This is a genomic window from Stenotrophomonas sp. Steno-Z10-BAI (assembly GCF_056393115.1).
This window is the reverse complement of sequence record NZ_JBWJOZ010000001.1, coordinates 189,989-215,692: the sequence shown is the minus strand read 5'-3', so window position 1 is coordinate 215,692 and position 25,704 is coordinate 189,989. Positions and strand designations below refer to the sequence as shown.

Genomic DNA, 25,704 nt, shown 5'->3' with positions numbered 1-25,704 from the left:
GTGCGGCAGGGGGAGCTGAAGATGGCAAAGGTCAAGTCCGTCACCTTCGCCAACATCACTGCACGGATGAATGCCGCTGCATTGGCTCGCCTCTCGGCTGAGGTGGGCGGCCTCAGCCGGACCGCGATCGCCAAGGCCGACGGCCGGGCGATTTTGTCAGTCCGTAGGCGCTTTGAGCCGGCTGCGAAGAGAGCAATCCGTGACGTGTACAACGTCCGCGCGAGCGATCTGGTGGCTCGTTTCACGGTCCGCTCGGGCGTGGATGAGAACGGCGAGTACCTATCGCTGAACGCTTCGACAAAAGCGTTGCCGCTCATTGGTTTTGGCGGCCGCTGGGGCGGCCGGAAGACTGCCGGCGCAACTGCTGACATACAGAAAGGGAAGCGAAAGATCTACACCTCGGCGTTCATCGCTAAGGTGGGCGGTCAGTTGCGCTTGGTGGTGCGGCAGTTCTCTCGCGACGCCACCGCGCGGTCCGGCCGTGACGGCCGCCGCAAGCTCCAAGCGCTGACCGGACCAAGCGCTTATCAGATGGTGATGGGCGAGGACGAAGCGACGGCGGCGCGGCTGGCTCGGGAGATGAATGCATTCCGGGGCCGAGAGCTTAAAAGGCAGCTGGAATTGGCGAAGAATAGGAAGCTCTGATGGCGAACAATTCCGCATACGAGGAAGCGCTGCGACTGGTCCTGGAGACCAGTGGCACTGAGGGAGTTGATGCACTTCGCATCGCTTTGTCCCAAATGGGGGACGTTTCCACCGAGGCCGTGGAAGAAACTGGGCGGTTGGTTGACACCCTCATTGAGCTTGACGCGACCGCTGGTAAGGCCCAGGGGTACCAGTCCATGCTTGACCAGCTGTCGGAGCTGGAGAAGCAGTTTGATATCAATCAGAGGGCAGCCTATCAGCTGAGTCTTCAGCTTGCTGAGACCGAGAAGCCGTCGCGTGAGTTGCTGAATGCTCAGCGCCAGTTGGCCTCAGAAGGGCAGCGCCTTAAGGCGTCGTTGGATGCGCAATGGGCAGCTGTCGAGCGAGCGGATGAAGCTCTGGCAGAGGCCGGTGTCCAGACTGCCAATTTTGCACATAGTCAGGCCATTCTTGCTGAGAGGCTGGAAAGCTCTCGTTCGGAGCTGGTTGCTCACGCTGATGCGATCAAGCGGGAAGTCGAAGAGAACGACCGTCTTCGCAAGAGCCTCTCGACAATGGGGGAGGAGCTCTCGGATGTAAGCAGCGAGTTTGACGGAGTGGCGTCTGCTGTTTCCGATATGGCGCGTGAGCTGGAAGCCATTGACCGGCCTGCAAAGTCTTTGTTGGCCCGTCAGCAAGCACTCGAGCATGAGGCCGAGCAGCTGCGTCAACGCTTCAAAGAGCAGTCATCTGCCCTTGTGGATGCTGCTGCTGACACGGATGGTCTTGCAGACAACACCGAGAGGCTGCGTGCGCTGCAACAGTCACTGTTGGCTGAATACGATCGGTCTGCCGACGCGATTGAGGCACAGGGTCGTGCGATCAAGGATGAGGCGGAGGCGGTTCGGCGGCGCAACCTGGCGATGGAGGATGCCGACGAGCGATTCCGTCGGCAGAACCAGAGCAGTCGGTCTGCGGCCGAGGCGCTAAAAGGCTACAAGGAGCGAGCTAGCCAAGCAGCCCAGGGGACTGCTGAACTGGGTGCGTCGGCAGCGGCAACCACCAGTATCCTCAATAAGCTCAAGGGCATTGCCGCGACCGCGCTGGGCTTCATCGGCTTTGGCAAGGTCGTTGATGGCATCAAGGACATCATCAAGGAAGGCAGCGACGCGGAGCAGGAGCTCGGGCAGCTGGAGGCGGCTCTGGCCGCAACCGGCCGGCAGGGTGAATTCACCGCAGCCCAGCTTGCCCGGATGCGCAAGCAGCTGCAGGGTGGCCTGTTCGATGACGGCCAGATTTCAGCGGCTCAGGTTCGCCTGCTGTCCTATACCAACATCGTCGGCGAGCAGTTCCCGGCGGCCATGCAGATCACGATCGACCAGGCCCAGCGCTTGGGGATGAGCCTGGAAGCCTCGGCGGAGGTGGTGGGCAAGGCCCTGCAGACGCCTTCCAAGGCGATGGAGTCGCTGAGCAAGCAGGGCTTCACGCTGGATGACAGCCAGAAGCAGCTGATCAAGCAGATGGAAGCCACAGGCCGTGTCGCTGAGGCGCAGGCGATCATCCTTGACCTGCTGACCGAGTCCTATGGTGGCGCAGCAGCAGCGGCCAAGGTGGGTACGATCGCCGGTCTGTGGAAGGAAGCCACCGAGCGGTTCAAGGACTGGAAGCAAGAGGTCGCCGACCAGGGTGTGCTGGCCTACTTCAAGGGCCAGCTGACCGACATGCTCGCCACGGTTGACCGGCTTGCCAAGGACGGCACGCTCACCCGCTGGGCAAAGCAGACCTCCGACGCGATCATTACCATGGCCGAGGCGGCCAAGGGCGCCACCACGTGGGTGGTGGAGCACGGCAGCGCGCTGGTGACCCTCGGCAGGGTGTATGCGACCTTCTCGATCATCAAGCTGATCGCGCAGTTCAACACCTGGCGCGTAACCCTGGCTGCGACCACGCGCGCTCAGTGGGCCAACGCTGCCGCTATGGATGCGACCGGCAAGGGCGCAGTGACGCTCGGCAACCTGTTGAAGGCCATGCCGAAGGCTCTGCTGATCACGGTGGGGCTGGTGGGTCTGGAAGTGGCCCTGAAGGGCCTGCGCTCGATGGGCCAGGCTCTGGGTGAGGAACTGGGTAAGAACAGCGCGGCCAGCAAGCATGCGGGCGAGGTCAGCCGGCAGCTGCGCGAGGTGATGTACCAAGAGGCCGTTGCGCGGAAGGAGGCGGCCAATTCGTTCATCGAATACCGCGATACTGCGGTCAGGACATCGGCCGAGGTTGCCGCGCTGGCTGATGCTGAGCGGCAGTCTTACAAGGACAGGCTGGACGGCCTGAAGGAATACCTGGCGGGGCAGCTCGGTTTCCTGGTCCGGATGGAGGCCTTGGGCATCGCGACCGACGACCAGCTCAAGCAACTGGAGCAGGTCAAGGTTCGCTTGCAGGAAGTCAATCAGGGTTACAAAGCCCTGGCCGAGGGTGCTCGGGTTGCGGGCGATGCCCTTGCCAACGGCATCGGCCCGGGGGCCCAGCTGGTTCTGGAGCAGCTGCAGGGGATCGACTCGGACGCCAAGCTGGCGGCCACCTCAATCGGTAACCTGTTCCAAAGCCTGAACTACGCTGACATTGCCTCGCTGGAGAACGTTGGCGTGGCGCTGGCTCATATGGCAGAGCAAGGCACGGTAGCCAGCCGGAACATTCGTGACGGGCTGCTGGACGCGCTCCAGCGGCTCTCGGGTGAGGAACTGCAGCGCTTCCAGATGGCGGCGCAGACGGCGTTTGAGGCGCTCCCTGGCGCGGCAATCAACGCCTCGGCCGTGCTGCAGCAGACGCTGGTGGCTGCATTGCAGAAGCTGGGCGTCACCGCCGAAAGCGTGGGAATGAGTTTCGGTAAGACCGGGCGCGACGCGATCGCCGCATTCGCCACGGTCACCGACAGCGCCCTGTCCACGGGCGTGCAGATCGAGGCAGCGTTCAAGAGCGCCCTCGGCAACGTATCCACCTTGGAAGAGGCCCGGACGCTTGGCACGTTGCTGGAAGACGCGGGCAAGCGGGGAAAGACCGGCTTCGACCAGGCGGAGCGTTCGGCTGCGGCGCTGAACTCGCGCATCCGTGAAATAACCAATGCGATGAACCCGCTGAACGATGAGTTCGGGAAGCTGGGGATCCAGTCGCAGGCGTCGCTCAACGCGGCACGCGATGCAGCGAAGGAAGCATTTGAGGCCATCAGGCGTGGAGCTTCTCAGGGAAAGGCCAGCATTGAAGATGTGCGCCGGGCAATGCGCGCCTACAGCGACACAGCCCGTGCCTCGGTTGCGGACAGCGATGTCGCAGCCAAACAAATGGTGGAGATGCAGCTGGCTCACTTGGAGGCCATTTACCAGGTGAGCGATGGCCTGGATGACATGGGCCGCCGGGGCGGGGAGGCGACACGAAAGGTTGCCGATGGTGCCGCTGGCGCCGCGAAGGAACTGGACGGCGTCGCGGCCTCGGCACAGGGCGCGGCGGCTGCGACTGAGGCGGTGGCCGCCGCCGGCAGCAGTGCGGCGAGTAGCCTCGCAGAGGGCGCTTCTGCAGCGCATGGCTTTTCGCTTTCGATGGGCGAGGTCTCCGAAAAGACGTGGGAGCTGCTGGGAACCCTCGGGGGGCCGAACTCGCTGCAGCAGTTCGCTTACATCTGGAACGGCCTGTACGACCAGCGCCGCGAGCTGGAAGCGTACAAGAACGAACTGAACGGAACGCTTCAGGCATTCGATGACCTTTCTGGCAAGCGAAAGGAGCTGGCGGAGCGTTTCGATCTTGTCGGACCAGGCGAGCTGGAGAGTGTCCTTCAGATCGAGAACCAGATCGAGAGCAAGAGGCTGGAGCGAGATCAGGCGGCAAGGCGCGCCACGGAAGAACGGTTGCGAGCCGCCGAGGCGGAGGCAAAGGCCCAAGCCGATGCAGACGCCAAGCGTGTTGGAGACAACAAGGGGCAGGAGATCTTGGTGATCGACTGGCGCGCGCCCAGTAAGAGCGTGGAGGCCAGCGCCAGCGCGGAGGCCCGAGCCCAGGCCGAGCAGATGGCGGCGTTGGTGGCGCCGTTGGTGCTGCAGAAGATCTCGCGCAGCCGGAGCGTTTCCGTGCGCGCAGGGGGTAACCGATGAGCCGCATCTTGTTGGCAGGGATTGAACTGCCGGCCGACCTGCAATGGACTGACGAATTCACCGGCTGGCGGGTGGGTCAGGCGGTGCGAACCAGCCTGACCGGCGCCCGGATCGTGCAGGAGTCGGCGCTCCAGGCCGGACGTCCGATCACGCTGCAGACCCAACGCGAGGGCGCCGCCTACATCGCCCCGGTGACCTTGGCCGTACTGCGCGCCCTGCAGGCGAGCGAGGAGCAGCCGCGCACCTCGCCGCTGTCCCTGCTGATGCCTGCCCACAACGGTGGCGATCGCTCGTTCCCGGTGGCATGGCGTCGCACCGATGGCCCCGCCATCGAGGCCGATCCGATCCGTTATGCCGTCCCCGCGCTGGATGGCGACTACTTCTCCATCACCCTTCGACTCATGACGGTGTAACCGATGACGATCTCCGCAACAGACATCAAGATGCGCCAGTCCCAGCGCCTGACCGACAACCCGGATGGCGGAGGGCGGATGGTGCAGACCGAGATCGTGGACGGGCAGATGAACAACCTGTTCCCCGATATCGGCGACGAAGAGCGCACCACCGGCCGCGCCACACTGCGCAAGCTGTTCGTGCACGTGGACACCCCGACCACCGATGTCCTCAAGGACGCGATTGGCGTGCTACTGGACCCTCCGGCCGACCCGCGTGTCCAGGTCAGCATGTTCGCTACCGGGAACTACAGCGACGTGCGGTCTGACGCTCGCAACCGAGTTGAGAGCTACATCACCCGTGGTGCAGAGTCGCGCTACATCCTGCTGAGCAACCATTTTATTGGCCAGATGACGATGCAGTTCTACTGCATGAAGGATGCCTCCAGTCCGGACATCAACGACAACCTCTGCCTGGTAACTGCCGGTTCGGGCTATGCGCCCAACGAGCAGTACATTCGGGTGAAAGGCATCCTGTCCCGGACCACGCGCACGTTCTACGACGACAGCGGCGCCTTTGAGCGTGATGTGATCGTCATCGAAACAGTCAACGCATTGGTCGCTGACTTCTATGGGCAGGAGGTGTCCCGCTACACCAGCACCAAGCCGCCCACTCGCATCTACGACACCAACATTGTCGAGGCCACAAATTACTACAGCGTCAAAAGGCTCACTGCGGCCGCCAAGCCCGGTGACCTGTCCGTGCAGGTGGATACCCCCTATGTGACCATCGTCCCCACGTCGACCGCAGAGACGGCCGTCAGCGACGTTCTGGCCGGTTTGGGCACGATCAGCTACGTACCGTCCGGTCCCTCCGGTTCACTCGGCCTCTCGTTCTCAGCAGCGTTCCCGGCGGGTGTGCCGGCTACAAGGTTTCTCGGGAACCCGTTGGCAGTCGGCTCTGTCAAGGTACTGGCCGGCACCGTCGAGCTGAACGACGACGGCACCGGTGGCCTGGTGTCCTCGGTGTCTTCGCCTTGGTCCGGCTCGGTTGACTATCTCGCAGGTTCGGTGGCAATAGCGAACGCAAATGGCGTGGGATCTACAGCAATCAGCGTGACGGCCACGCCGGCCGGCGCAATCATCGAGCAAGGCTTCACCGACGAGATTGCGGTCACACAGAACAATCAGGGCTACAACTGGCTGTTCCAGATCGGACCGCTTCCCGCGCCAGGCACCGTGGTGGTTGACTATCGCGCTCTGGGCAAGTGGATCCGCCTGAGCGACAACGGGCGAGGGCAGCTCACCGGAAAGCCAGGGCAGGGCAGCGGCACGGTCAACTACGCCACCGGTGCTGTGGTGCTGACCACTGGCGCGCTTCCGGACCTCACCAGTAGCGTGATCGTCAGCTGGGGCACGCCCGTGCTGGCCGAGGCCAGAACGGGGGATCTCGCAATCGCGCCGCCGGCGCTGCACTTCATGCTCAGTCAAGCCGGCGTCGTGCCGGGCTCGGCCGCCTTCGCGCTGCGGGTTGCTGGTGCTGACGTGTCGGTGTCGGACAATGGGGCAGGTGGCCTGTTGATCGGTGGCGTGCTTCGTGGGTCAATCGGCTACACGACCGGCGAGGTGCTGATCCGGCCGGTGGAACTGCCCGACGCGGATAGCCAGCTGGCATGCACATATGAGTATGGGCAGGCTTTGAGCGCTACCGCGCAGCCGGTCCCTGATGGATCCGGCGTCGTCGCCTTCGTTGTGCCCAACGGACCCATCCGCGCCGGGTCGCTGGCGTTGGACTGGACTATCTCTGTAGACGCCGGTGCTGACGGCATGCCGAGCACGCCGCATGCGATGCGGGTGCTCGCCAAGGACGATGGGGTGGGCAACATCGTGTCGCAGTCGGTAGGCGGCCAAGCGGCGGGTGAAATACTTGGCTCGATCAACTACAGCACGGGCGCGGTCAACCTGCAGGCCGGGCGTTTCGCGGTTCATCAGGTGTCCATTCCCACTTACGCACGAGTGGATGGCCGTTGGAAAGTCAGCGGATATGTTCGCCAGGACGTGGAGGCCAAGTTCTCCGCAGGCACGCTGATTTCGATGGGGTGGATGGTCGCCGGCACCACGCCGACCGCGGCCAATGAAGCTCTTCCACTGCCTCCGCTGCAGTTGCTTCTGACCCCGACCATCAGCGACTCCATCGTCCCCGGGAGCGTCCGATTTACCTTCAAGGGGAGGAATTACGTCGATCGCAATGGAGGGCTTTACCACTCTATCGATCCCGTCTCCGGGGGCGGGATCTACGCGGGGTCGATCGACTACGCCGCCGGCGCCGCCAATCTAACGCAATGGGCGCCTGGCGGCAGCAACACGGTCAAAATCCTGTCCCTGCTCACCCGTATCACCGACCCCGGGACGGCCGCGGTGTTCTTCCGCACGCCCGGATCACCGCTACGCCCTGGCAACTTCACTTTGCGGGCGTTGACGCTGGATGGAATCCAGCTGAGCGCGTCGGCAGACATCAACGGGATCCTCGCCAGCTCCATGGTGCGCGGCACGGTTGATTGGGAAACGGGAGTGGTCAAAGTTCAGTTCGGACAGATGGTTACGGCGGCCGGTAATGAAGGCGAGCCCTGGTACGACCCTGGCGCGGTGGTCGGAACCCAGGTGTGGAAGCCAACTCTGGTGCTACCGGGGTCGATCTATATCGGCGCAGTCGTCTTCCGATCAATCCCGCTTTCGGCCGTCGTGATCGGCTTGGAATCGGTGCGGCTGCCCAGCGACGGCCGCGTGCCTGCATTCAAGCCCGGTCAGACCGTTCTCATCCACCACACCGCGAACCACTCCATCGCCGCGCCGGCAGCGGGCCAGGTCGTGGCGTTTGGTCGGGGGCGCCAAGCGTCGGTCGAGGTACGGGACGCAACTGGTCTGCCGGTTGACAGCGCGTGGTATACGGCCAATACAGAGACTGGCTCACTGACCTTCAGCAATCCGCTCAATCTCTCCGCATATACGCTGCCGATCGTGATCCGTGAGCGAGTCGAGGATCGTCGCTTGGTCGTGCAGCCCCAGATCACCGGTGAGATCGAGATCAACACCAGCTTGACCCATGATTTCCCAGCGGAAGGGGCATTGATCAGCACCGCATTGCGATTGGGTGAGGCCAATGGCTCGCTCGATCTGCAGGCCCGAGTGCAGAACCTGTTCGATCAGGCGGCATGGACCAATGTATGGAGCGACCAGCTCATCGGCAGCACTGCGACGGCGACCTACAACGAAACCGACTACCCGTTGCTGGTCAGTAATGCCGATGCCATTACCGAGCGTTGGGCGGTGCGATTCATCAACGCCACGCAGTACGAGGTCATCGGTGAGACGGTTGGCATCATTGTCAATGGGAACACCACCACCGATCTGGCCCCGACCAATCCTCGCACGGGACAGCCTTACTTCACCTTGCGTCGTCAGGGGTGGGGCACCGGCTGGGCCACCAACAACGTCGTGCGGTTCAACACCATCGGGGGTTTGGCCCCGGTCTGGATGGTTCGAACGACTCTCCCGGGCGCCCCGCAGGGGGTTGTTGACTCAACCCGCTTCCAAGTCATAGGCAACATCGCAGGAGTGTGATCCAGATGAGTTCGATTCCAAGGGTTTACAGCAGTACCGACGCTGGTGCGCCGCAGCTCACCGGTATGGTGGGCAGCTTGATAGCACTCCTGGACGCAGTCCTTGTAGACGGCTACGGGGTGGGCGGAGCCGCGAAGCCTGGCGCGGGTTGGTCCAAGCACCTTTCGGCGGCAGGGAAGCGCGCCTACAGAAACGATCCAGTTGAAGGCAGCGGTTTCTTTCTGGAAGTCGACGATTCTGCGACTGTGGGAACTGCGCGCTTTGCGACCGCTCGTGGTTACTCGATGTTGCGGGGTTTTGGAGATGGGGACGATGCGACGCCGAGCCGCACCGACAGACCGCTCGGCTCAGTGATTGCGAAGTCGACTTCGCTCGGGTCGACTGCGTCGAGGTGGGTGGCGGTCGCAGACAATCGCGCGATCTATCTGTTCATCAACGTCGCCCCTGCACTTCTCGTAGACCAGCGGCAGCCGTACTTCTTCGGTGACTTCATTTCCTACAAGCCCGGCGACATCATGCCTTGGTGCATCGGATTCAGCGGGTTGACCGGCTATGCGGGAACTGAGGACTTCGATGGACACATCTTCTCGACTCCGAATACTGCCGTCACGATAGATTCGGAAAGGCCTGCCGGTTTTTTGCCGCGCACCCAAGCGACGCCTGCCGGCCCTGGCTCTGCATACCTCGTCGGCGGGCATCGCGTGTTGAAATTTCACGCATGGAATGCTGACCCTGCATGGCTCACGCCTTACCCCGATCAGCTCACTGGAGGCCTGCTGTACACGGGTGTGCAAGTTTTTGAGGGTCCCTCGCGCCCGCGTGGGCGTTTGCCCGGTATCGTCCTCCCCTATCACGTCCGGCCTTTCGCCGACCTCAGCATTGAGTCGCCGCCTGTGGAGTTTATGGGGGCGTCCCAGCTTGTCGCCGTTGGCTATTCATCAAATTACTATCCAACACCCATTACCACCGGCACTTTCAGAGGGCAGCTGCTGTTCTTGCTAGGGGGTGGCTGGTGGTAACAAAAGCAACTCGTGTTCTTGGAATGATGGTTGTTTCGCGGGCCTCTGCTGCTTTCAGAGGCTTTCTTGCTGGAGAGGCCCCGACGGTCGAGCAGCCTGACGTTGATGGACGCCTGCGTATCATGAATCAGCCCTCCGTAGGCCGAATCATGGTTCTTGACCGCATCACCATGAGTCCCGTTGCATTGACTCGGTCATTGCCGGATGGAACCTGGCGCGTCGAAGGGTTGGACATGGGGCGCAAGTATCTAGTGATCGGCTTGGATGACCGCGGCTTGCAGAACGCGGCGATACAAGACTGGATTTCACCTGCACCCATGGTCTGATCTCATGATCACTTCTGATGGACGCCATGTGGGGCTGAATCTTGGCCCTCTCCCCGGCTTGGGCGGCGCTCGTGTTGGATTGAACCTGGGCATCGATTGGGACGATGGTCCCGGGCCCGAGCCTGTGCCGGCTACGTTGCGATCTTCGACGGCGCTTTGCTGGCGAGACGCCGGCCGGATCCGTGTTGCTGCACTTGTGGGTTGGGGCTACTCGGATGTCCTGACCCGCGCTGCCGATACAGCGTGGGGGCGGGCTCCATTGATCACGCATTCGGCTCAGCTGCCTTGGGGGCTCACGCCCTTGCTCAAGGGAGGCAGCGTGCTGCGTTGGAGGCAATCCACACCGAAGGCCCGCGTAGGCCGCGAGCTCGGTTGGGGCGCTCTGCCGCTGACATGGTCCAGCCTAACGCTGAAGTGGCGGGCGCATCTGCTCGGGGTGCGGGCAAGCGCGGTATTGCCTTGGGCAAGCGGCTTGCGAGGTGGTCGGTCCTTGGATCTCAACTGGCGCTGCCAGCTTCCCCTCGTGTCGGCGGGACGGCGTCTTCCGTGGGGGCACCCAGTCACCACCCGCTGGGGTGCGCGCTTGCCGTGGCGACCTGCGAGACCCCTGCCGTGGATCGTGCGCCCGGCCAAGCCGCCGGGGCCGGATCCGGAACCGCAGCCTACGTTCCCGCCAGGAAACTTGATTGGCCTCAACCTCGGTTGCGCCATCGTCGGCGTACCCGGCTTCGCTCCCCTAAATCTCGGCGTGACCGCCTGCTACCTGGTCCGCCCGCAACGAAGGACATACGTCGTGATCAACAGCGTTTCCGTGGTCCGCTTGCCAGACCGCATCCCGATCCAAGTGGAGAGCATCTCCATCTCCTCCAGCGTCGATGCGTGGGGCAGCAGCTACGACATCGAGCTGGCCGACAGTGCGCAGCTCGCGCTGCTCAAGCCGACGGCGGCCGGGCCGCGGCTGATTGAAATCAACCTCAACGGCTACGTCTGGACGGCCGTCATGGAGAGCTACAGTGGCCGCCGGGAATGGAGCCGTACCGGCGCAACACTGGCGGGCAGGTCGCGCACCGCGCTGCTCGCCGGGCCCTACGCGCCAGGCCGGGTGAAGGCGACCACGGAAGAGCGCAGCATGGCCCAGCTGGTGGACGAAGAGCTGGCCGACACGGGCTTTACCGCCAGCTATGACACCGTGGACTGGCTGGTGCCCCCGGGTGCCTGGTTCTACGACGCGCTGCCGGCGCTGGATGCGATCAGCCGTCTGGCCGAGGCCAGCGGGGCGGTGGTCCAGTCGGATCCGGCCGAGCCCACCCTGCGGGTGCGTGCGCGGTATCCGGACAGCCCCTGGGACTGGCGCGATCGTACCCCGGCGCACGTGCTGCAGGAGGACATCATCACGAATGAGAGCCTCCAGATGCGCAGCGCGCCCCTATACGACGCCGTTGTCGTCACCGGTGAGTTGGCGGGGAAGGGCGTCACCTGCAAGGTGCGGCGCGCCGGCGAGGCCGGGCAGCTGTTCGCTCAGCAGGTGAGCAGCCCGCTGATCAACACCGCCGCCGCCGGTGCTGAGCGGGGCCGGAACATCCTGGCTGACCGCGGCGAGCAGGCGGCCATCGATCTGGTGGTGCCCCTTTTCACCGCGCCGCTGCGCCCGGGCGAGGTCGGCCGGATTCTGCCGCTCGACCTGGTCGAGGTGGTGGGGGAGGAAGGCACGTGGCACGGCCTGTGTACGGCGGTCCGAACCGAGGCGCGCATCGGCGAGAAGGCCGTCGTGATCGAGCAGACCATCACTCTTGAGAGGCACTACAGCGATGCGGACTGAACTGTGGGATCAATTCGACGGGCTGGTCAGCGCCAGCCCGCGGCTGCTGGCGACGGTCACCGCGCACAACGCGGATGGGACCAGTAGCTTGACGACCTATGACGGGGCGCAGATGCGGGCGATTGGCATCTTGGGTGGTGCCATTCCCTACAACGTGTGGGTCAAGGGCGGGCGGGTAGTCGAAGCGGCGCCCAACTTGCCGCTGGTCGAGGTTGGGGTCTGATGCCAGCTTAGGAGTGTCACTGCTGTGAGTTTCACTGTTCTATTATTGTGGGTACTGAGTCCCGGAGCGCCTACCTTAATTGGCCTTGACTGCGCAACCCATTTCGACAGGTCCAGACCATTCGTCGGACGCCAGTTCCGGCCAGCCCTTGCGCCGCAAGGGATTAGGAAAATTCACTACATTTGGCGTTGACGGGGCTGAACGGCCTCACTATCTTGTGGCCGTCGGGATTCCCCGGCGCCACCGCCGGGGCAATAAAAAGCCCCACCTAGCGACAACTAGGCAGGGCGGTGTTACGAAAGCAGTGCCGAGCAGTGGCAACAACTTCCCTAGAAGTAACGCAGCGAATCATACGCCGTATGCAATACGTGTCAATCCATCGTTACTAACGTTTTGTGACCTGGGTCGTATTTCGCTAGTTGAAGCCATGGCTTTGCCTGCAACACTAAAAGGCAATACTCCATGAACAGTAATACCCAACAGTTGTCGCTTCACCTGATCCATCGCCAGATGGACAACACCCTCATTGAGCAGCGCAAGCTCGATGGCTACATCAATGCCACCGCCATGTGTCAGGCGGTCGGCAAGCGGCTCGGGCACTACTTAGAGAATGCTGGCACGTCAGCGTTCCTGGCCGAGCTCTCAGCCGATGTCGGAATTCCGACATCGCTTCTGATTCAAGTAGTTAAGGGCGGCTCTGGTCCGCAGGGAACCTGGGTTCACCCAGATGTGGCCATCCACTTGGCTCAGTGGCTTTCCCCGAAGTTTGCCGTGGCTGTTGCAAAGTGGGTCCGTGAATGGCTTTCCGGGCGTCAGCCGAGCGGCGCTCCGGGCCCTGGATTGCCGCACCATATCCAGCGCTACTTGGCAAACAAGGACAAGGTGCCTTACACGCACTTTTCGATCCTGAATGAGCTCGCCCTTGCGTTGATCGCGCCGCTTGAGGCCCGCGGATACACGCTGCCCGAGCGTATGGTGCCCGATATTTCCGAAGGCAAGATGTTCGCGAAATGGCTGCGAGACCAAGGGGTTGATACCTCCAAGATGCCGACATACAAGCACAAGTATGCGGACGGTAGGGTCTGCGACGCCAAGATGTACCCGATTGGATATTTGCATGCGTTCCGCTTGCATTTCAACGAGGTCTGGTTGCCGATGAAGGCGTACCAGTATTTCCGCGAGCGTGACCCAGGGGCTCTTCCCCACCTCGATAGGATCCTCTTGGACGCTCCTGGTGTCATGAGGTTGCCTGCGGCATAAGTGGGGTGGCCGCCTGCCACCTATGGCAGGCGGCTATGTCTGGCTCTCAATTTAAGGAGAAGATCATGGCTTTGAGCAAAGAGTGGGAAGATGAACACTTGACCCCTTCCGGTTGGGTAAGTGGAAGCTATCGGCATGACCATAAGCGGGAGGAGCGGCCAGTGCCGGCTGGAACTGTCCTCACTGTGCGTCGGGAGGTAGTGGTCGCAGCAGTAGGTGCACCAATCGATGTGGATGAGAGTGAGACCCTCCATACCGACGACAAGAATCTAGTGGCGGAACTTCGTCAGAAGTTCGGCAAGCCTAGGTTCTCCTGTTAACTGGCGATTTCCTTGGGCAGGTTGGTGTTGGAAGTTCAGTGCCAATCCCCGTCGCAACCCCTGAGACGGCTGGGCGTATCCTGCGCCCATGCCGTTCCCCCCCGACTTCCGCTGGCAGAGAGCCGCCGCGACCGCCCACGAAAAGGACGTGATCGCGTTCGAGGGCGTGTGGGTGGTCCGGCTATACCAGGAACACTGGGGCGGGCCGTACTTCGCCGCCCTGGATCAGCACCTACCGCGGGAGCAACAGACCCGCCGTCCATGCAGCACCCACGAGCAGGGCCGGGCCGGGGCTGAGCTATGGATCGAGCGCCATCAAGCCCGGTTGCGCCTGGAAATTCAGCAGCAGCGGCGCCTGATCGCCGCGACGCGTCCCCCGAAGGTGCCGTGAGGGCTCCTGAAAACCCACGGAAGGGGCCTGCGGGGGCAATGGTTCCACGGGGTTGTATCCTGAAAACGCGGAGGGCCGCAGCCCTTGCGGCGCAAGCTCATGGATGCGAACTTTTAATCTTCTGCTCGACGCTCGCTTAGGAGGGATGAGTCGATCGTTGCCGTGAACGCGATGCACCAGGCGCGGCTAGCGCCTGCTTAGCCGATCCTTTCGCGGCGGTGCCGCTTCACGCTAGGATCTGACACCATCGAGGAGTACCGACAGTCTAGGAGGATCTACCCGGATGGACCTGCTCCGCACGGCGGTTGACCGCTCCCTGCTGCTAGAAGCGCTCGTGGACGCGGTATGGGATGAGTCCGAAGTGCCAGCTGATCCGAAGGCTGCGGCGGTAGCGAGTCTATGTGTTCTCGCTCTGGATCACGGCAAATCTGTGCGAATGCTGCTGCTGCAGGTCCCTCCATCTGCGATAGCGCTATTGCGTCCACAGTTCGAGGCGCTGGTGCGGGCAATCTGGGCACGACACGCGGCGGGGGAGGGCGACCTGACGCGACTCTTGGCCCCGCTGACAATAGAGAGCCAGCAGGCCGCAAAGAGGCTTCCCGGCCTCGCAGACATGCTGGTGGCCCTTGATGCTTCGGGCCCAAGGGGCGCTGCAGCTCTTCTTCGCAGAGCCCGAGCTCGACTATGGGACGGATTGAATTCCTACGTCCACGGCGGCATCCACCCCGTCCATCGAGGCGGGTTGGGCTATCCAGAACAACTGCTCACGGACCAACTAAAGAATTCAAATGCTTTCACCATGCTGACCCTGATTGCCCTAAGCGAAATCACTGGAGATACCAGCGTTCTCGAGCTGATGGCGGCGCTACACGTGGAATTCTGCGATGTCCTCCCAGAGCTGGAGCCGTTCTCAGCCTAGACGGAATCCGATTCAGTCCGAGTGGAGCCTCGCGTCGCTGGAAGCTGGCGGTGGCTGCAAACTCGGGTCACCCTATCGGGTTGTAACTTATTGATAGGTATCGGCTACAAATAAGCATTTGGTTGGCGATCATGGGCCTTTCTTATCCTTTAGGATCAATCGTTTGTCGGCGTCAGCCGCGATGCCTGGGGGGCAGAGGGTCGTCGGTTCAAATCCGGCCGTCCCGACCAATGTTGGTGATTCGATCAAAGGCTTGTGCAGCGATGCGCAGGCCTTTTTTCTGTTTGGGCTGCTGTCGGTTGCCGGTCATACCGCAGCCCGATCAACGTGGCGATCGCCTTGGCGTTGTCCGGTTGTGCGGGTGCCGTCGGTGCGTAGTACGCCGGTCGCACATTTCTTCCGGCGGGTCATTCGCCGTTGGATGCAGGCCGCGATTTGAGGGTATAACGCCGTTGCCTCAATGCCCGTGCAACGGCAGCGGCCGGTCGATCACCACGTCCTTCATCACCAGGGTGGAGGTGAGCCGTTGCACGCCGGGCAGGGCAGAGAGGTGTTCGTCGTAGAGCTGCCGGAACGCGGCCAGGTCACGGGTAATGACGTGCAGCAGGTAGTCCGGATCGCCGAACAGACGCTGCGCCTGCAGCACCTGTGGCACGTCGGCCACCGCGTGTTCGAAGGCGTCCACCGCGCGGCGGTCGCCGTCGCGCAGGGTGATGAACACCAGCGCTGAGAACTTCAGACCCAAGGCGGCGGGATCGAGCTCGGCGCGGTAGCCGCGGATTGCGCCGGACTGCTCCAGGGCACGCACGCGGCGGTGACAGGGCGAGACGCTCAGGCCGATGCGCTCGGCCAGTTCGGTCACGGTGAGGCGGCCGTCTTTCTGCAGCTCGGCAAGAATCCGCTGATCGGTGATGTCCATGCGCAAGAGTTTCCTCCTGATGCGCGGCGCAGGGCAAGTATTTGGAAGCACATTCCAGAGACGCGGGAATATTCTTCTGTCTGGCACGCAGATCGCGGCAAGACCGCCCATTGGACCCCATGCAACCCAGCGTCATCGTCGCCTTCTGGGCGGTCTCGATCCTCTTCGTGCTCACCCCCGGTGCGGATTGGGCGCATGCGATCGCTGCCGGCCTGCGCGGGCGGGCGGTGGTGCCTGCCGTGGCCGGGCTGTTGTCTGGCCATCTGCTGGCGATCGGGCTGGTCGCTGCGGGCGTCGGCGCGCTGTTCGCCCGCGCGCCGGTCGCGCTGCACGTACTGACCGTGCTTGGCGCGCTGTATCTGCTGTGGCTGGGCATCGGGCTGCTGCGCCATCCGCCGGTGGCTGCGGCCGAAGATGCGGGAGCGGTGACGGGATGGCGCCACTGGGCAGTCAAGGGCGCCTGCGTCAGCGGGCTCAATCCCAAGGTGCTGTTGTTGTTCCTGGCGCTGCTGCCGCAGTTCATTTCCGCCAGCGCGGCATGGGCGATGCCTGTGCAGATCATCGCGCTGGGCATGGTGCACCTGGTCAGCTGCGCGGCGGTCTATCTGGCAGTCGGGTATGGCGCCGGTGCCGTGCTGCGCACGCGCCCGCGTGCATCACGCGTGGTCGGCCGCGTCTCGGGCGCCGCCATGATCCTGATCGCCGTGCTGTTGTTGAGCGGAACCGGCACACTCTGACCCCACGTTGTCCCCACGAGGATCCTTGGCATGACCGAACAGCTCCATCCCTACGCAACGCCGGGCAGCGCCCCGGTCCCGGCACCGCGCGTGCGCATTCCGCACCTGCAGCAGATGAAGGAGCGCGGCGAAAAGTGGGCCATGCTCACCGCCTACGACATGTACACCGCGGCGATCTTCGAAGACGCCGGCATTCCGGTGCTGCTGATCGGCGATTCGGCCTCCAACAACGTGTTCGGCAACGACTCGCTGCTGCCGGTCACGGTCGATGAGCTGATGCCGCTGGTGCGCGCGGTGAGCCGCTGCACGCGGCGGCCGCTGGTGATCGCCGATCTGCCGTTCGGTTCCTATCAGGCCTCGCCGGAGCAGTGCTTCCACACGGCGGTGCGCTTCATGAAGGAAGGCGGGGCCCACGCGGTCAAGCTGGAGGGCGGCATCGAGATGGTGCCGCAGGTGCGCAAGCTGGTCAGCTGCGGCATCCCGGTGATGGCGCACATCGGCTTCACTCCGCAATCGGAGCACCAGCTCGGTGGCTTCCGCGTGCAGGGGCGGGGCGAGGATGGCGCTCGGCTGATCGAGGAAGCGCGCGCGCTGGAAGCCGCAGGTGCCTTCGCGGTGCTGATGGAGATGGTGCCCGGCGCGGTCGCCGCACAGATCACCGCCGCGCTGAAGATTCCGACGGTGGGCATCGGGGCCGGCAGCGATTGCGATGCACAGGTGCTGGTCTGGCAGGACATGGCCGGGCTGCGCACCGGCAAGCTGCCGCGCTTCGTGAAGCAGTACGCGGATATGCACGGCTTGCTGCAGAAGGCCGCGCGTGAGTTCGCGGAAGAGGTGGGGGCAGGCACGTTCCCCGGCCCGGAACACACGTTCTGATCGACGCACGTACCGCCTGAGGCGCGTGTCCACGGTATCGCCGCGCGGCGGTACCGTGTCGTCTGCGTCATCGAATCGTCATGCGAGCCACGTACCTTCGCCGCACCTGGGGGCGAGGTGGGACCGTGGCCGAACACGCAAAACGGCGTTTGGCGCGCATGTTTCTGGAACAGGGGCCGGTGCTGAGGGGATTCTTCACCCGCCGCGGTGCGCGTCAGGATGCCGAGGACATGGTGCAGGAAACCTATCTGCGCCTGCTGCGCGCACATGAGGATCAAGGCGAGGCGATCGCCAATCCGGAGGCCTACCTGTTCACTGTCGCGCAGAATCTCGCACGCGAGCAGGCCGCGCGCCGGCGCTGGTCGATGCTGCCGATCGATGATCTTGAGAACCTCACCACGCTGTTGACCGGCGAGGAAACCGTGGAAGACGCCGCCGAGCGTGAGCAGCGCCGCACGCACCTGCAGACGCTGCTGGGCACCTTGCCCGAGCACACCCGCGCCGTGCTGGTGATGCAGTATCGCGATGGGCTCAGCTACAAGGAGATCGCCGAGCGGCTCGGCGTGTCCTCGCACATGGTCAAGAAGCATGTGGTGCGCGGGCTGTCCGTGTGTCGCCGTGCGCTGGCCGGTCATGCGGAGGCGTGGTGAGCGAGATGCCCGCCCCACGCCCGTCCCTCGCCAACGAGGCCGCGCACTGGCATGCGCTGCAGCGCCAGGGCGGGGTGACCCCCGAGCAGCAACGCCAGTTCATGAAATGGCTGGTGACCTCACCCACACACCTGCGCGAGTACATCACGGTCAGCCGCGTCGCCAGCGAGCTCAGTGATGCGCTGCGCGGCATGGCAGTGGATCTGGATGCACTGATCGCCGCCGGTCCGCCGCCCGCCGACCACAACGTGGTGGCCTTGCCGGTGCGGCGACGCCCTCCACCGCCCGCGGCCTCCCGTGCGCCGCGCCGGCACCTGCCGGGCATCGCCGCAGCGGCCGCGTTGCTGCTGGGTGTCGTGTTCGTGGGGCACATGGCGTGGCCACAGACCCGGCACTATGTGGCGGAACACGGCGCACCACAGCGATTTACGCTACCGGACCACACCGTCGTGCATCTGAACGCGGAAAGTGAACTGTCGATCCGCTTCACCTTGTTGAGCCGCCGGGTGGAGCTGTCGCGCGGGCAGGCCAGCTTTGTGGTGGCCGAGGAACGCCGTCCCTTTGCCGTGCATGCGGCCGGGCTGGAGGTGCGCGATATCGGCACGACGTTCGACGTGTCGCTGCGGCGCGAGCAGGCGCGGATCGAGGTGGCCGAGGGCAGCGTGCAGATCCGCGGCGACTCGGGCCAGGGCCGGCTGCTCGCCGATCTTCGCGCGGGCCAGAGTGCCCACATCGACTACCGCGATCAGACCGTCAGCCTCCGCCAGCAGCATGCGGACACGATGACCGCCTGGTGGCGTCGCCGCGTGGTGTTCCAGGATGAGCCGCTGCGCGAGGTGGCCGAGCAGTTCAATCGCCTCAACCGCGTGCGCCTGCAGGTGGACGACGATGTCGCCGGGGCACTGCGACTGACCGGCAACCTGCGTGGCGACGATCTTGCATCACTTCGTACCTTCCTCGATCAGCAGCCATCGCTGCGCACGCGCGTGGTCGACAAACAGATCCACGTGAGCAGCCGAGCAGCGGCGGAAACCAGCGCGAAACAACAGTAATTGCACTATCCGCGCGTCATCGCGCGGCGCATATCGAGCGGCTGTCAAAAAAAATTCATCGAAATGCCGGTGCCCGATCCTCGCCCTGCGCCCTCGTAGTCCAGGCAAGCGCGAACGATTCCGTCTCGCGACGCTCATACCACCCCACTGGACTTCTACGATGCGCCGCATTCTTTTCCTTTCGATCGCTCTTGCCCTGCAGAGCGCCGCCGTCACCGCCACCGCGCAGGAGACCCGCGTGGCCAGCGAGGCGATTCCCGCCCAACCGCTGGACCGTGCACTCAACGATCTCTCGCGCCAGACCGGCCTGCAGTTCGTCTACAACGCGCAGCAGGCCGGCAACCCGCGCACCCGCGCGATGCCGGCGGGGCTGGCCCCGCAGCAGGCACTGGAGCAGCTGCTGGACGGCACCGGCCTTCGCTATCGGTATCTCAACGACACCACGGTGACCATCGAAGCACGCAGTGATACCGCACCGTCGGGCACATCCGCCGTGCCCGTCGCCACATCGGCCCTGGCATTTGAAGCGGCCCCCGCAGCGGAAGGCGCCGGCCTGCAGCAGCTGGAGCGCATCGACGTGGTGGGCAGCTACAGCCGCAGCCTGGAGCAGGCAGTGGACATCAAGCGCGCCACCATCGGTTTCTCCGACTCGATCGTGGCCACCGACGTGGCCGACTTTCCCGAGCAGAACCTGGCCGAAGCCCTGCAGCGCATGCCGGGCGTGACCATCGAGCGTGACAAGGGGCTGGGCAGCCGCGTCAACGTGCGTGGCCTGCCGTCGGAGTACACGCATGTCTCGATCAACAACCTGGCCACGGCATCGGGCAGCGGTGGTCGCGATATCGAATTCGACATCTTCGCCTCGGAGATCATCCAGCAGGTCACGGTGCTGAAGTCGCCGACTGCGGCGGATGAGGAGGGCGGCATCGCCGGCTCCGTGCAGATCTCCACCGCACGCCCGTTCGACTACACCGGCCGCAAGCTGGTGGCGTCGGTGGAAGGGGCGCACAACTCGATTTCCGAAGAGGTGGACCCGAAATTCTCTTTCCTGGCCAGTGACACCTGGGGCGACTGGGGTGGCCTGGTGTCCTTCGCCACGGCCAAGCGCAGCAACCGCACGGACGCGACGTCGGGCATCAACTTCCGCCCCATGTCGCGCTTCCTTGGTGCCTCGGGCACGCGCGGCACGCAGGCCGCCGCGGTGCTGGCACGCGATGCCGGCGTGGTGGTCAAGAACCGCAACAACACCGATGAAAGCAACCTGATCGTGTTCCAGGACAAAGTGGGCGACCGCGTGTTCGTCAACGACCAGGACAAGTGGGGTGCCACCGCATCGCTGCAGTACAAGCCGAGCAGCCGCTTCAGCCTGACTTTCGATGCGATGCGCGGCGGCTACGACACCACCGAAGACGAGTACGACGCGGCGGCATATTCGGCGTCCAGCCGAAGCACGCTGGAGACCATCCATGATTACGACGCCAGCACGCTGTCGCAGTACGGCATCGTGGTGCTGCGCGATGTGTCCTACACCGCCACCCAGCACGAGATGCTGAGCAAGGAGCGGATCAACAAGACCGATTTCAGCCAGTACAGCGTGGCAATGGATTGGCAGGGCGACACCTGGGGCGTGGATGCGATGGTCGGTTACTCCGGCGCCGACAAGACCTTGGATGCCAGCAACCTCAAGCATGTGGCCTACGCGCCCTCGCGGACCCGCTGGACCGGCAAGAGCGGGGAGACGATTCCCAGCGCCAACCCGGCCAGCATCGACATGTACAACGCCTCGGACAAGTACCTGTTCGAGGCGTATGAGACGACGCTGGAGAAGGTCAGCGATGACAAGTATGCCGCCCAGGTGGATGTGACCAAGGCGCTGGAACTGGCCTTCCTGCCGGCGCTGCGCAGCGTGCAGTTCGGCGCGCGCTACACCGACAAGTCCAAGCAGCGCGAGTATGGCGAAGCCAAGATCTACGGGCCGGGGGCGGGTGACAACAGCTGGGTGAACAAGCGCACCCTGGCCGACAGTCCGCTGCAGTCGATTGCCGATATCGTGCCGGGCGGTGGCTATTCGGTGAAAGACCTGGACTGGAAGATGGTCTCCAACGACTACGCACGCAGTGCGTTCCGCTATCCGGGCTTCGCAACGCCGTTTGATCCGGGCCAGTACTACCGGGTCGACGAGAACGTGACCAGTCTGTACGCGATGACCGACATCGGCTTCGATGTGGGCCGCGTGCCGGTCTCGATCAACGCCGGCGTGCGCTATGTGGATACCTCGGTGCAGTCCTCCGGCTTCCATCCGATCCAGCGGGAAGACGGTAGCACCGGCTATACCGACACGCCCGTCTCGCGCAAAGGCAGCTACAACGATCTGCTGCCGAGCCTGAATGCCACTGCCGAACTGGCCGAGGGCCTGGTGCTGCGGGGCGCCGCCTCCAAGACGTTCATCCGCCCGGCGTTGACCGACATCGCCTACAAGCGCACCGCCAGCTGGAGTTCGTTCCGCTTCACCGATGGCAACCCGGATCTGCAGCCCACCTATGCCAAGCAATGGGAGCTGGGTCTGGAGAAGTACCTGGACAACGGCGGGCTGCTGGCGGCCTCGTACTTCCACAAGAAGATCGACGGCGTGGTGATCAATGCGTTGACCGGCGTGGTGCCGGATGTGGCGGTCTACAACGCCAACGGCTCGCTCAACGGCACCTATGATTTCGACGTGTACCAGCCGATCAATGCCGATGGCACCTATGTGGTGAAAGGCGTCGAGCTGATCGCGCAGCTGCCGCTGAGCATGCTGCACCGTTCGCTGGAAGGCTTCGGCATCAATGCCAACTACACGATGCTGGACAGCTCGCTGGCCGGCGAATCCGATCTGGGCGTGAGCACGCCGATGCCGGGGCTCTCGGAGAAGTCATACAACATGACCGTCTACTATGAGAACGACCGCTTCGACGCGCGCGTGTCGTACAACCACAAGGGAGAGTACGTCGAATCGATCGGCTACAACATGTACCCGATCTGGCGCGATGACTACGGCCAGGTGGATGTGTCGATCGGCTACCGCCTGACCGACAGCATCAAGCTCAGCCTGAAGGGCATCAACCTGACCAACCAGGCGACCACCGGCTACACGATGGATCCCGCGTTCCCGACGATGTACGAGCGCTCCGGCCGCCGGATCAGCCTCGGCCTGCGCGCGGACTTCTGAGCCACCTTCGCGGTGCATCCGGAGGCACGTGCGCGTGCCCCGGATGCGGCTGCCCGTTTGTGAGGAACATCCGATGCGACATGTTTTCTTCCTGCCGCTTGTGGCGGTGCTGGCGTGGCCGGCGGTCTCGCAGGCTGCCGATGACGATGCCGGCCGCAGCTGGCAGGCTGGCGACCACCATGTCCACAGCGAGTGGAGCGTGGACTGGGATCGCAGCACCACGCCGCCCACGCCGATCCGTGGTGGCGACTCGTCCTACACCCGCACCCATAACGCCCAGCAGGCGCTCGCCAATGGGCTGAGCTGGATGGTGCATACCGATCATGGCGGGCCGGGGCATTCGGCGGTCACCCGGGACCATGCGTGGCCGGCGCTGCTGGAGGCCCGGCGCGAGGTGCCCGCGCTGATCCAGTTCAATGGCATGGAATTCGACGTGCCGGCCGGCGAGCACGCCTCGCTGATCATCGCCCCAGGCCCGGATGAGCGAGAGCAGCTGATCGCGATCGAACGCGATTACGGCCGCAGCGAGCCGCTGCAGGGAAGCCGCGATGACGGGCAGACGATGCTTGATGCGCTGGCCCACATGCGTTCGCTGCCGGCACCGCCGTTGATGTTCATCAATCACCCCGCGCGCACTGCCACCGCCATGGGACGGTGGGGCGACGTCGAGCCCGATGAGCTGCGTGCCTGGCATGCGGCTGCACCGCAGGTGCTGGTTGGTATGGAAGGCGCGCCGGGCCATCAGGCCACCCGTGTCCATCGCGGCCTGTATCGCAACGCGGATGCACCGACCCTGGGAGGATTCGACCAGATGACGGCAACCGTCGGCGGGATCTGGGACACGCTGTTGTCCCAGGGGCATCGCTTCTGGATCACGGCCAGCTCCGATTCGCACGTCAACCAGCGTGATGGCGGCAATGACTTCGATCCGGGCCAGTACAGCAAGACCCATGTCTGGGCGCGGCGGGACGCCGAGGACATCCTTGATGGCCTTCGCCACGGTCGGATGTTCGCGGTGACCGGCGATCTGATCGATGCACTGGAGCTGCGGGTGACTGCGAACGACGACGAGGCACGTAGCGCCACGATGGGCGGCACGCTGTCGATGTCGCCTGACGCCTCCATGCGCGTGGAACTGCGGGTGCGTGTGCCGGCGTCAGTCAATCACGCTGGCCAGCCCCCGGTGCTGGATCACGTCGAGCTGATAGTGGGCAGCCCTGGAAAAAGCGATGCTCCTGTTATGCAGACGCGTGTATTCCGCGCCAGTGACTGGCAAGTGGACGGCGCATGGCGAACGGTATCCTGGGTGTTGCCGGCGCCTGCACAGGGCGGATTCGTTCGTGTACGCGGCAGCAGCACCCCTGAAGTGGCGCCGTTGCCCGATGTGCCAGGCGAAGATCCCTGGCAGGACCTGTGGTTCTATTCCAATCCCGTGTTTGTCGAGGTCGCGCGCTGAGTTGGCGTCGATCCGGTGGTGAGTCGTGCGCGGCTGCAGATCATCGAGGTAGAGTGATCGCTTACCTCATGGACGCGGAAGGAAATGCATATGGCGGTACGAGCGTTGTTGGCAGCCGATCTCGAACAGGCCAGCCGTGTGTGCATGGCCGCCTTCATGGGGGCGGTGGCGGAATCACTGCCCCCCCTTGGGATCGAGACCTTTGCCCGTATCGCCTCGGTGGAGGGGTTCCGCGCGCGCATGGTGCAGGACAATGTGATGCTGGCCTACGCGCAGGAGGATCGGCTCATCGGTATCGCCGAGCTCAAGGAAGGCCGTCACGTGGCCATGCTGTTTGTCGACCCGGCGGCCCAGCAGCAGGGGGTCGGCAAGGCCCTGATGGCCGCCATGATCGAGCAGGCGCGTGTGGAGGTGCTGACCGTGAGCGCGTCGCTCTCGTCGGTACCCGCCTATGAGCGCTATGGCTTTACCTGCACAGGGGAGGCAGCGGAATCTTCCGGGCTGCGCTACCAGCCGATGGAAATGCGCGTGGCGCCGGGCGCCTGACTTCACGCCGTTCAGTCGGCGCGTTCACGAAGGTGAGACAGTCGGCTGGCTACCGTGGAGTCCTGTCATTCAACCCGATTCGGTGAAAGGATCATCATGATCAAGTGGGCCATCATTTTTGCCGTCATCGGCCTGATCGCCGGTGCCCTCGGTTTCGCCGGCATCGGCGGCGCTGCGATCGGGATCGCCAAGTTCCTGTTCTGGGCGGGCATCATCATCGCTGTGGTGCTGTTCGTGCTGGGCATGACCATCGCCAAGAAGGTGACCTGACCCGCCGCGCCAAGACGTTGCGGTTCCAGACAAAGGCCTGCGCGGTTTCGTGCAGGCCTTTTCGTTGGCGATGCAGCAGGGTGCCCCGCAAACCTCACTCGAAATACACCGACACCCCAAGGCCGGCCTGTGTGTCCGGGCTGTCGTCATCCAGCCCCACATCGAATGAGGCATCCAACTGGACCGTCGGGGTCACCATCCAGGTGATGCCTGCGCCGGCAATCCCGGTCGAGGGCTCGCCGTGGGTGTCGGTGAATCCGGCCTCCAGATAGGTGCTGACGGTATCGGTGGCGGAGAAGCTCAGGCTCGGCGCCCAGGTGACGCTGTCCTCGCTGCCACCGCGGGTCACATTGGCGTACAGCGCGCCTGTCCAGCGATCATCGAAGCTGTACTCATAGCTCGCACCCAGCGCGTACTGCGTGGCGCCCTCGCTGAAGTCGCGCGAGCCGGTGGCGAACGTGGTGCTGGCCAGCAGCGCCACGGCGTGCTTTTCCGAGGACAAGGGCAGGGCGAACTTCAGGCCGAGGCCCAGGTCTCCAGCACCGCGGCTGCGCTCGGCCGGTGCATCGCGCGGCGCCACCCGCAGGTGGTTCCAGGGCGAGGTGAAGGCCTGCAGTTCGAGATGCTCGACCAAGCCGATCCGGAGATTGATGTCGGCGCTGTACTGCGTGCTCAGCACGCCCGCGCCGTCGCGGTCGCGGCTGAAGCTGGGCAATCCCGCCTCCAGCGCGACGCCACCGCGGGGCAGTGTCGAGGCGGCGAAGCCGATGCCGGGGCGGTCGAAGGCGAGGTCCGGCGGCGCGTCCCGTTGGGCGTGCACGGCATCGCAGAACAGCAGGGACAGCAGCAGGGCCGAACACCGCATGGGCACGCTCCGGGCCGGCCGATACCGGCATCAAGAAGCAGTCAGCCTGCCTCTTGGCCGGAATGTAGCACGGTGATT

At 64.0% G+C, this 25,704-nt stretch carries 21 protein-coding genes; 19 read left to right on the top strand and 2 right to left on the bottom strand.

Annotation, left to right across the window (positions count from 1 at the left end):
• Positions 1-21: 21 nt before the first annotated feature.
• The 11 genes from AC06E9_RS01075 to AC06E9_RS01025 all read left to right on the top strand — a co-directional run bounded on the left by AC06E9_RS01075 (position 22) and on the right by AC06E9_RS01025 (position 15,047).
• The gene (locus tag AC06E9_RS01075) at positions 22-645 is read left to right on the top strand and encodes a hypothetical protein (protein ID WP_478055302.1); all 624 of its coding nucleotides are present in this window, start codon (positions 22-24) and stop codon (positions 643-645) included.
• Positions 645-4,757 carry a Laminin subunit alpha-2 gene (locus tag AC06E9_RS01070; RefSeq protein ID WP_478055300.1) on the top strand — a complete coding sequence of 1,371 codons (4,113 nt, stop codon included), beginning with the start codon at positions 645-647 and terminating at the stop codon, positions 4,755-4,757. The genes AC06E9_RS01075 and AC06E9_RS01070 overlap by 1 nt, the downstream gene beginning before the upstream one ends.
• Complete coding sequence (locus tag AC06E9_RS01065) at positions 4,754-5,170, top strand: hypothetical protein (RefSeq protein WP_478055299.1); 417 nt, start codon at positions 4,754-4,756, stop codon at positions 5,168-5,170. The genes AC06E9_RS01070 and AC06E9_RS01065 overlap by 4 nt, the downstream gene beginning before the upstream one ends.
• Before the next feature lie 3 nt (positions 5,171-5,173).
• On the top strand, positions 5,174-8,770 hold the full coding sequence (locus AC06E9_RS01060; RefSeq protein ID WP_478055298.1) for a hypothetical protein: 3,597 nt from the start codon (positions 5,174-5,176) through the stop codon (positions 8,768-8,770).
• A 5-nt stretch (positions 8,771-8,775) separates the two neighbouring features.
• The gene (locus AC06E9_RS01055; RefSeq protein ID WP_478055297.1) at positions 8,776-9,789 is read left to right on the top strand and encodes a hypothetical protein; all 1,014 of its coding nucleotides are present in this window, start codon (positions 8,776-8,778) and stop codon (positions 9,787-9,789) included.
• A gap of 23 nt (positions 9,790-9,812) precedes the next feature.
• Entirely contained in the window at positions 9,813-10,115 is a 303-nt protein-coding gene (locus tag AC06E9_RS01050) for a hypothetical protein (protein ID WP_478055296.1), read from the top strand.
• Positions 10,116-10,797: 682 nt separating this feature from the next.
• Entirely contained in the window at positions 10,798-11,934 is a 1,137-nt protein-coding gene (locus AC06E9_RS01045) for a hypothetical protein (protein WP_478055295.1), read from the top strand.
• Complete coding sequence (locus tag AC06E9_RS01040) at positions 11,924-12,157, top strand: hypothetical protein (RefSeq protein WP_478055294.1); 234 nt, start codon at positions 11,924-11,926, stop codon at positions 12,155-12,157. The genes AC06E9_RS01045 and AC06E9_RS01040 overlap by 11 nt, the downstream gene beginning before the upstream one ends.
• A 462-nt stretch (positions 12,158-12,619) precedes the next feature.
• Complete coding sequence (locus tag AC06E9_RS01035) at positions 12,620-13,417, top strand: KilA-N domain-containing protein (protein ID WP_478055293.1); 798 nt, start codon at positions 12,620-12,622, stop codon at positions 13,415-13,417.
• A gap of 408 nt (positions 13,418-13,825) precedes the next feature.
• The gene (locus AC06E9_RS01030) at positions 13,826-14,128 is read left to right on the top strand and encodes a hypothetical protein (protein WP_478055292.1); all 303 of its coding nucleotides are present in this window, start codon (positions 13,826-13,828) and stop codon (positions 14,126-14,128) included.
• Between the two features lie 283 nt (positions 14,129-14,411).
• Positions 14,412-15,047: a DUF6988 family protein gene (locus tag AC06E9_RS01025; RefSeq protein WP_478055291.1), complete on the top strand. Its 636-nt coding sequence runs from the start codon at positions 14,412-14,414 to the stop codon at positions 15,045-15,047.
• Between the two features lie 457 nt (positions 15,048-15,504).
• On the opposite strand, the gene AC06E9_RS01020 is transcribed toward AC06E9_RS01025, so the two are convergent.
• A complete protein-coding gene (locus AC06E9_RS01020) occupies positions 15,505-15,966 on the bottom strand; it encodes an Lrp/AsnC family transcriptional regulator (protein ID WP_478055290.1) in 462 nt (153 codons plus the stop codon).
• A gap of 119 nt (positions 15,967-16,085) precedes the next feature.
• On the opposite strand from AC06E9_RS01020, the gene AC06E9_RS01015 reads away from it, so the two are divergent.
• From AC06E9_RS01015 to AC06E9_RS00980, 8 genes are all read left to right on the top strand, one after another.
• Positions 16,086-16,703 (top strand): LysE family translocator, encoded by a 618-nt coding sequence (locus AC06E9_RS01015; protein ID WP_478055289.1) that lies wholly within the window; start codon positions 16,086-16,088, stop codon positions 16,701-16,703.
• A 30-nt stretch (positions 16,704-16,733) separates the two neighbouring features.
• Positions 16,734-17,579, top strand: a complete 846-nt coding sequence (gene panB, locus AC06E9_RS01010) for a 3-methyl-2-oxobutanoate hydroxymethyltransferase (protein ID WP_152153399.1) — start codon at positions 16,734-16,736, stop codon at positions 17,577-17,579.
• A gap of 125 nt (positions 17,580-17,704) precedes the next feature.
• Entirely contained in the window at positions 17,705-18,229 is a 525-nt protein-coding gene (locus tag AC06E9_RS01005; protein WP_478055288.1) for an RNA polymerase sigma factor, read from the top strand.
• A gap of 5 nt (positions 18,230-18,234) precedes the next feature.
• Complete coding sequence (locus AC06E9_RS01000) at positions 18,235-19,281, top strand: FecR family protein (RefSeq protein ID WP_478055287.1); 1,047 nt, start codon at positions 18,235-18,237, stop codon at positions 19,279-19,281.
• A gap of 160 nt (positions 19,282-19,441) precedes the next feature.
• On the top strand, positions 19,442-22,489 hold the full coding sequence (locus tag AC06E9_RS00995) for a TonB-dependent receptor (RefSeq protein ID WP_461770122.1): 3,048 nt from the start codon (positions 19,442-19,444) through the stop codon (positions 22,487-22,489).
• 73 nt (positions 22,490-22,562) lie between these two features.
• Positions 22,563-23,945 (top strand): CehA/McbA family metallohydrolase domain-containing protein, encoded by a 1,383-nt coding sequence (locus AC06E9_RS00990; RefSeq protein ID WP_461770121.1) that lies wholly within the window; start codon positions 22,563-22,565, stop codon positions 23,943-23,945.
• A gap of 90 nt (positions 23,946-24,035) precedes the next feature.
• Positions 24,036-24,491: a GNAT family N-acetyltransferase gene (locus AC06E9_RS00985; protein ID WP_121038344.1), complete on the top strand. Its 456-nt coding sequence runs from the start codon at positions 24,036-24,038 to the stop codon at positions 24,489-24,491.
• 96 nt (positions 24,492-24,587) lie between these two features.
• A complete protein-coding gene (locus AC06E9_RS00980; protein WP_019182774.1) occupies positions 24,588-24,761 on the top strand; it encodes a DUF1328 family protein in 174 nt (57 codons plus the stop codon).
• Positions 24,762-24,855: 94 nt separating this feature from the next.
• Here the strand turns inward: AC06E9_RS00980 and AC06E9_RS00975 are convergent, their stop codons facing one another.
• The gene (locus AC06E9_RS00975) at positions 24,856-25,626 is read right to left on the bottom strand and encodes a transporter (protein ID WP_478055286.1); all 771 of its coding nucleotides are present in this window, start codon (positions 25,624-25,626) and stop codon (positions 24,856-24,858) included.
• Positions 25,627-25,704: the final 78 nt, after the last annotated feature.

Coding starts and splice junctions, on each gene's coding strand:
- AC06E9_RS01055 (WP_478055297.1), top strand. CDS start 8,776: ATGAGTTCGATTCCAAGGGTTTACAGCAGTACCGACGCTGGTGCGCCG.
- AC06E9_RS00975 (WP_478055286.1), bottom strand. CDS start 25,626: ATGCGGTGTTCGGCCCTGCTGCTGTCCCTGCTGTTCTGCGATGCCGTG.
- AC06E9_RS01020 (WP_478055290.1), bottom strand. CDS start 15,966: ATGGACATCACCGATCAGCGGATTCTTGCCGAGCTGCAGAAAGACGGC.
- AC06E9_RS01025 (WP_478055291.1), top strand. CDS start 14,412: ATGGACCTGCTCCGCACGGCGGTTGACCGCTCCCTGCTGCTAGAAGCG.
- AC06E9_RS00980 (WP_019182774.1), top strand. CDS start 24,588: ATGATCAAGTGGGCCATCATTTTTGCCGTCATCGGCCTGATCGCCGGT.
- AC06E9_RS01070 (WP_478055300.1), top strand. CDS start 645: ATGGCGAACAATTCCGCATACGAGGAAGCGCTGCGACTGGTCCTGGAG.
- panB (WP_152153399.1), top strand. CDS start 16,734: ATGACCGAACAGCTCCATCCCTACGCAACGCCGGGCAGCGCCCCGGTC.
- AC06E9_RS00985 (WP_121038344.1), top strand. CDS start 24,036: ATGGCGGTACGAGCGTTGTTGGCAGCCGATCTCGAACAGGCCAGCCGT.
- AC06E9_RS00995 (WP_461770122.1), top strand. CDS start 19,442: ATGCGCCGCATTCTTTTCCTTTCGATCGCTCTTGCCCTGCAGAGCGCC.
- AC06E9_RS01050 (WP_478055296.1), top strand. CDS start 9,813: ATGATGGTTGTTTCGCGGGCCTCTGCTGCTTTCAGAGGCTTTCTTGCT.
- AC06E9_RS01060 (WP_478055298.1), top strand. CDS start 5,174: ATGACGATCTCCGCAACAGACATCAAGATGCGCCAGTCCCAGCGCCTG.
- AC06E9_RS00990 (WP_461770121.1), top strand. CDS start 22,563: ATGCGACATGTTTTCTTCCTGCCGCTTGTGGCGGTGCTGGCGTGGCCG.
- AC06E9_RS01065 (WP_478055299.1), top strand. CDS start 4,754: ATGAGCCGCATCTTGTTGGCAGGGATTGAACTGCCGGCCGACCTGCAA.
- AC06E9_RS01075 (WP_478055302.1), top strand. CDS start 22: ATGGCAAAGGTCAAGTCCGTCACCTTCGCCAACATCACTGCACGGATG.
- AC06E9_RS01000 (WP_478055287.1), top strand. CDS start 18,235: ATGCCCGCCCCACGCCCGTCCCTCGCCAACGAGGCCGCGCACTGGCAT.
- AC06E9_RS01040 (WP_478055294.1), top strand. CDS start 11,924: ATGCGGACTGAACTGTGGGATCAATTCGACGGGCTGGTCAGCGCCAGC.
- AC06E9_RS01030 (WP_478055292.1), top strand. CDS start 13,826: ATGCCGTTCCCCCCCGACTTCCGCTGGCAGAGAGCCGCCGCGACCGCC.
- AC06E9_RS01015 (WP_478055289.1), top strand. CDS start 16,086: ATGCAACCCAGCGTCATCGTCGCCTTCTGGGCGGTCTCGATCCTCTTC.
- AC06E9_RS01035 (WP_478055293.1), top strand. CDS start 12,620: ATGAACAGTAATACCCAACAGTTGTCGCTTCACCTGATCCATCGCCAG.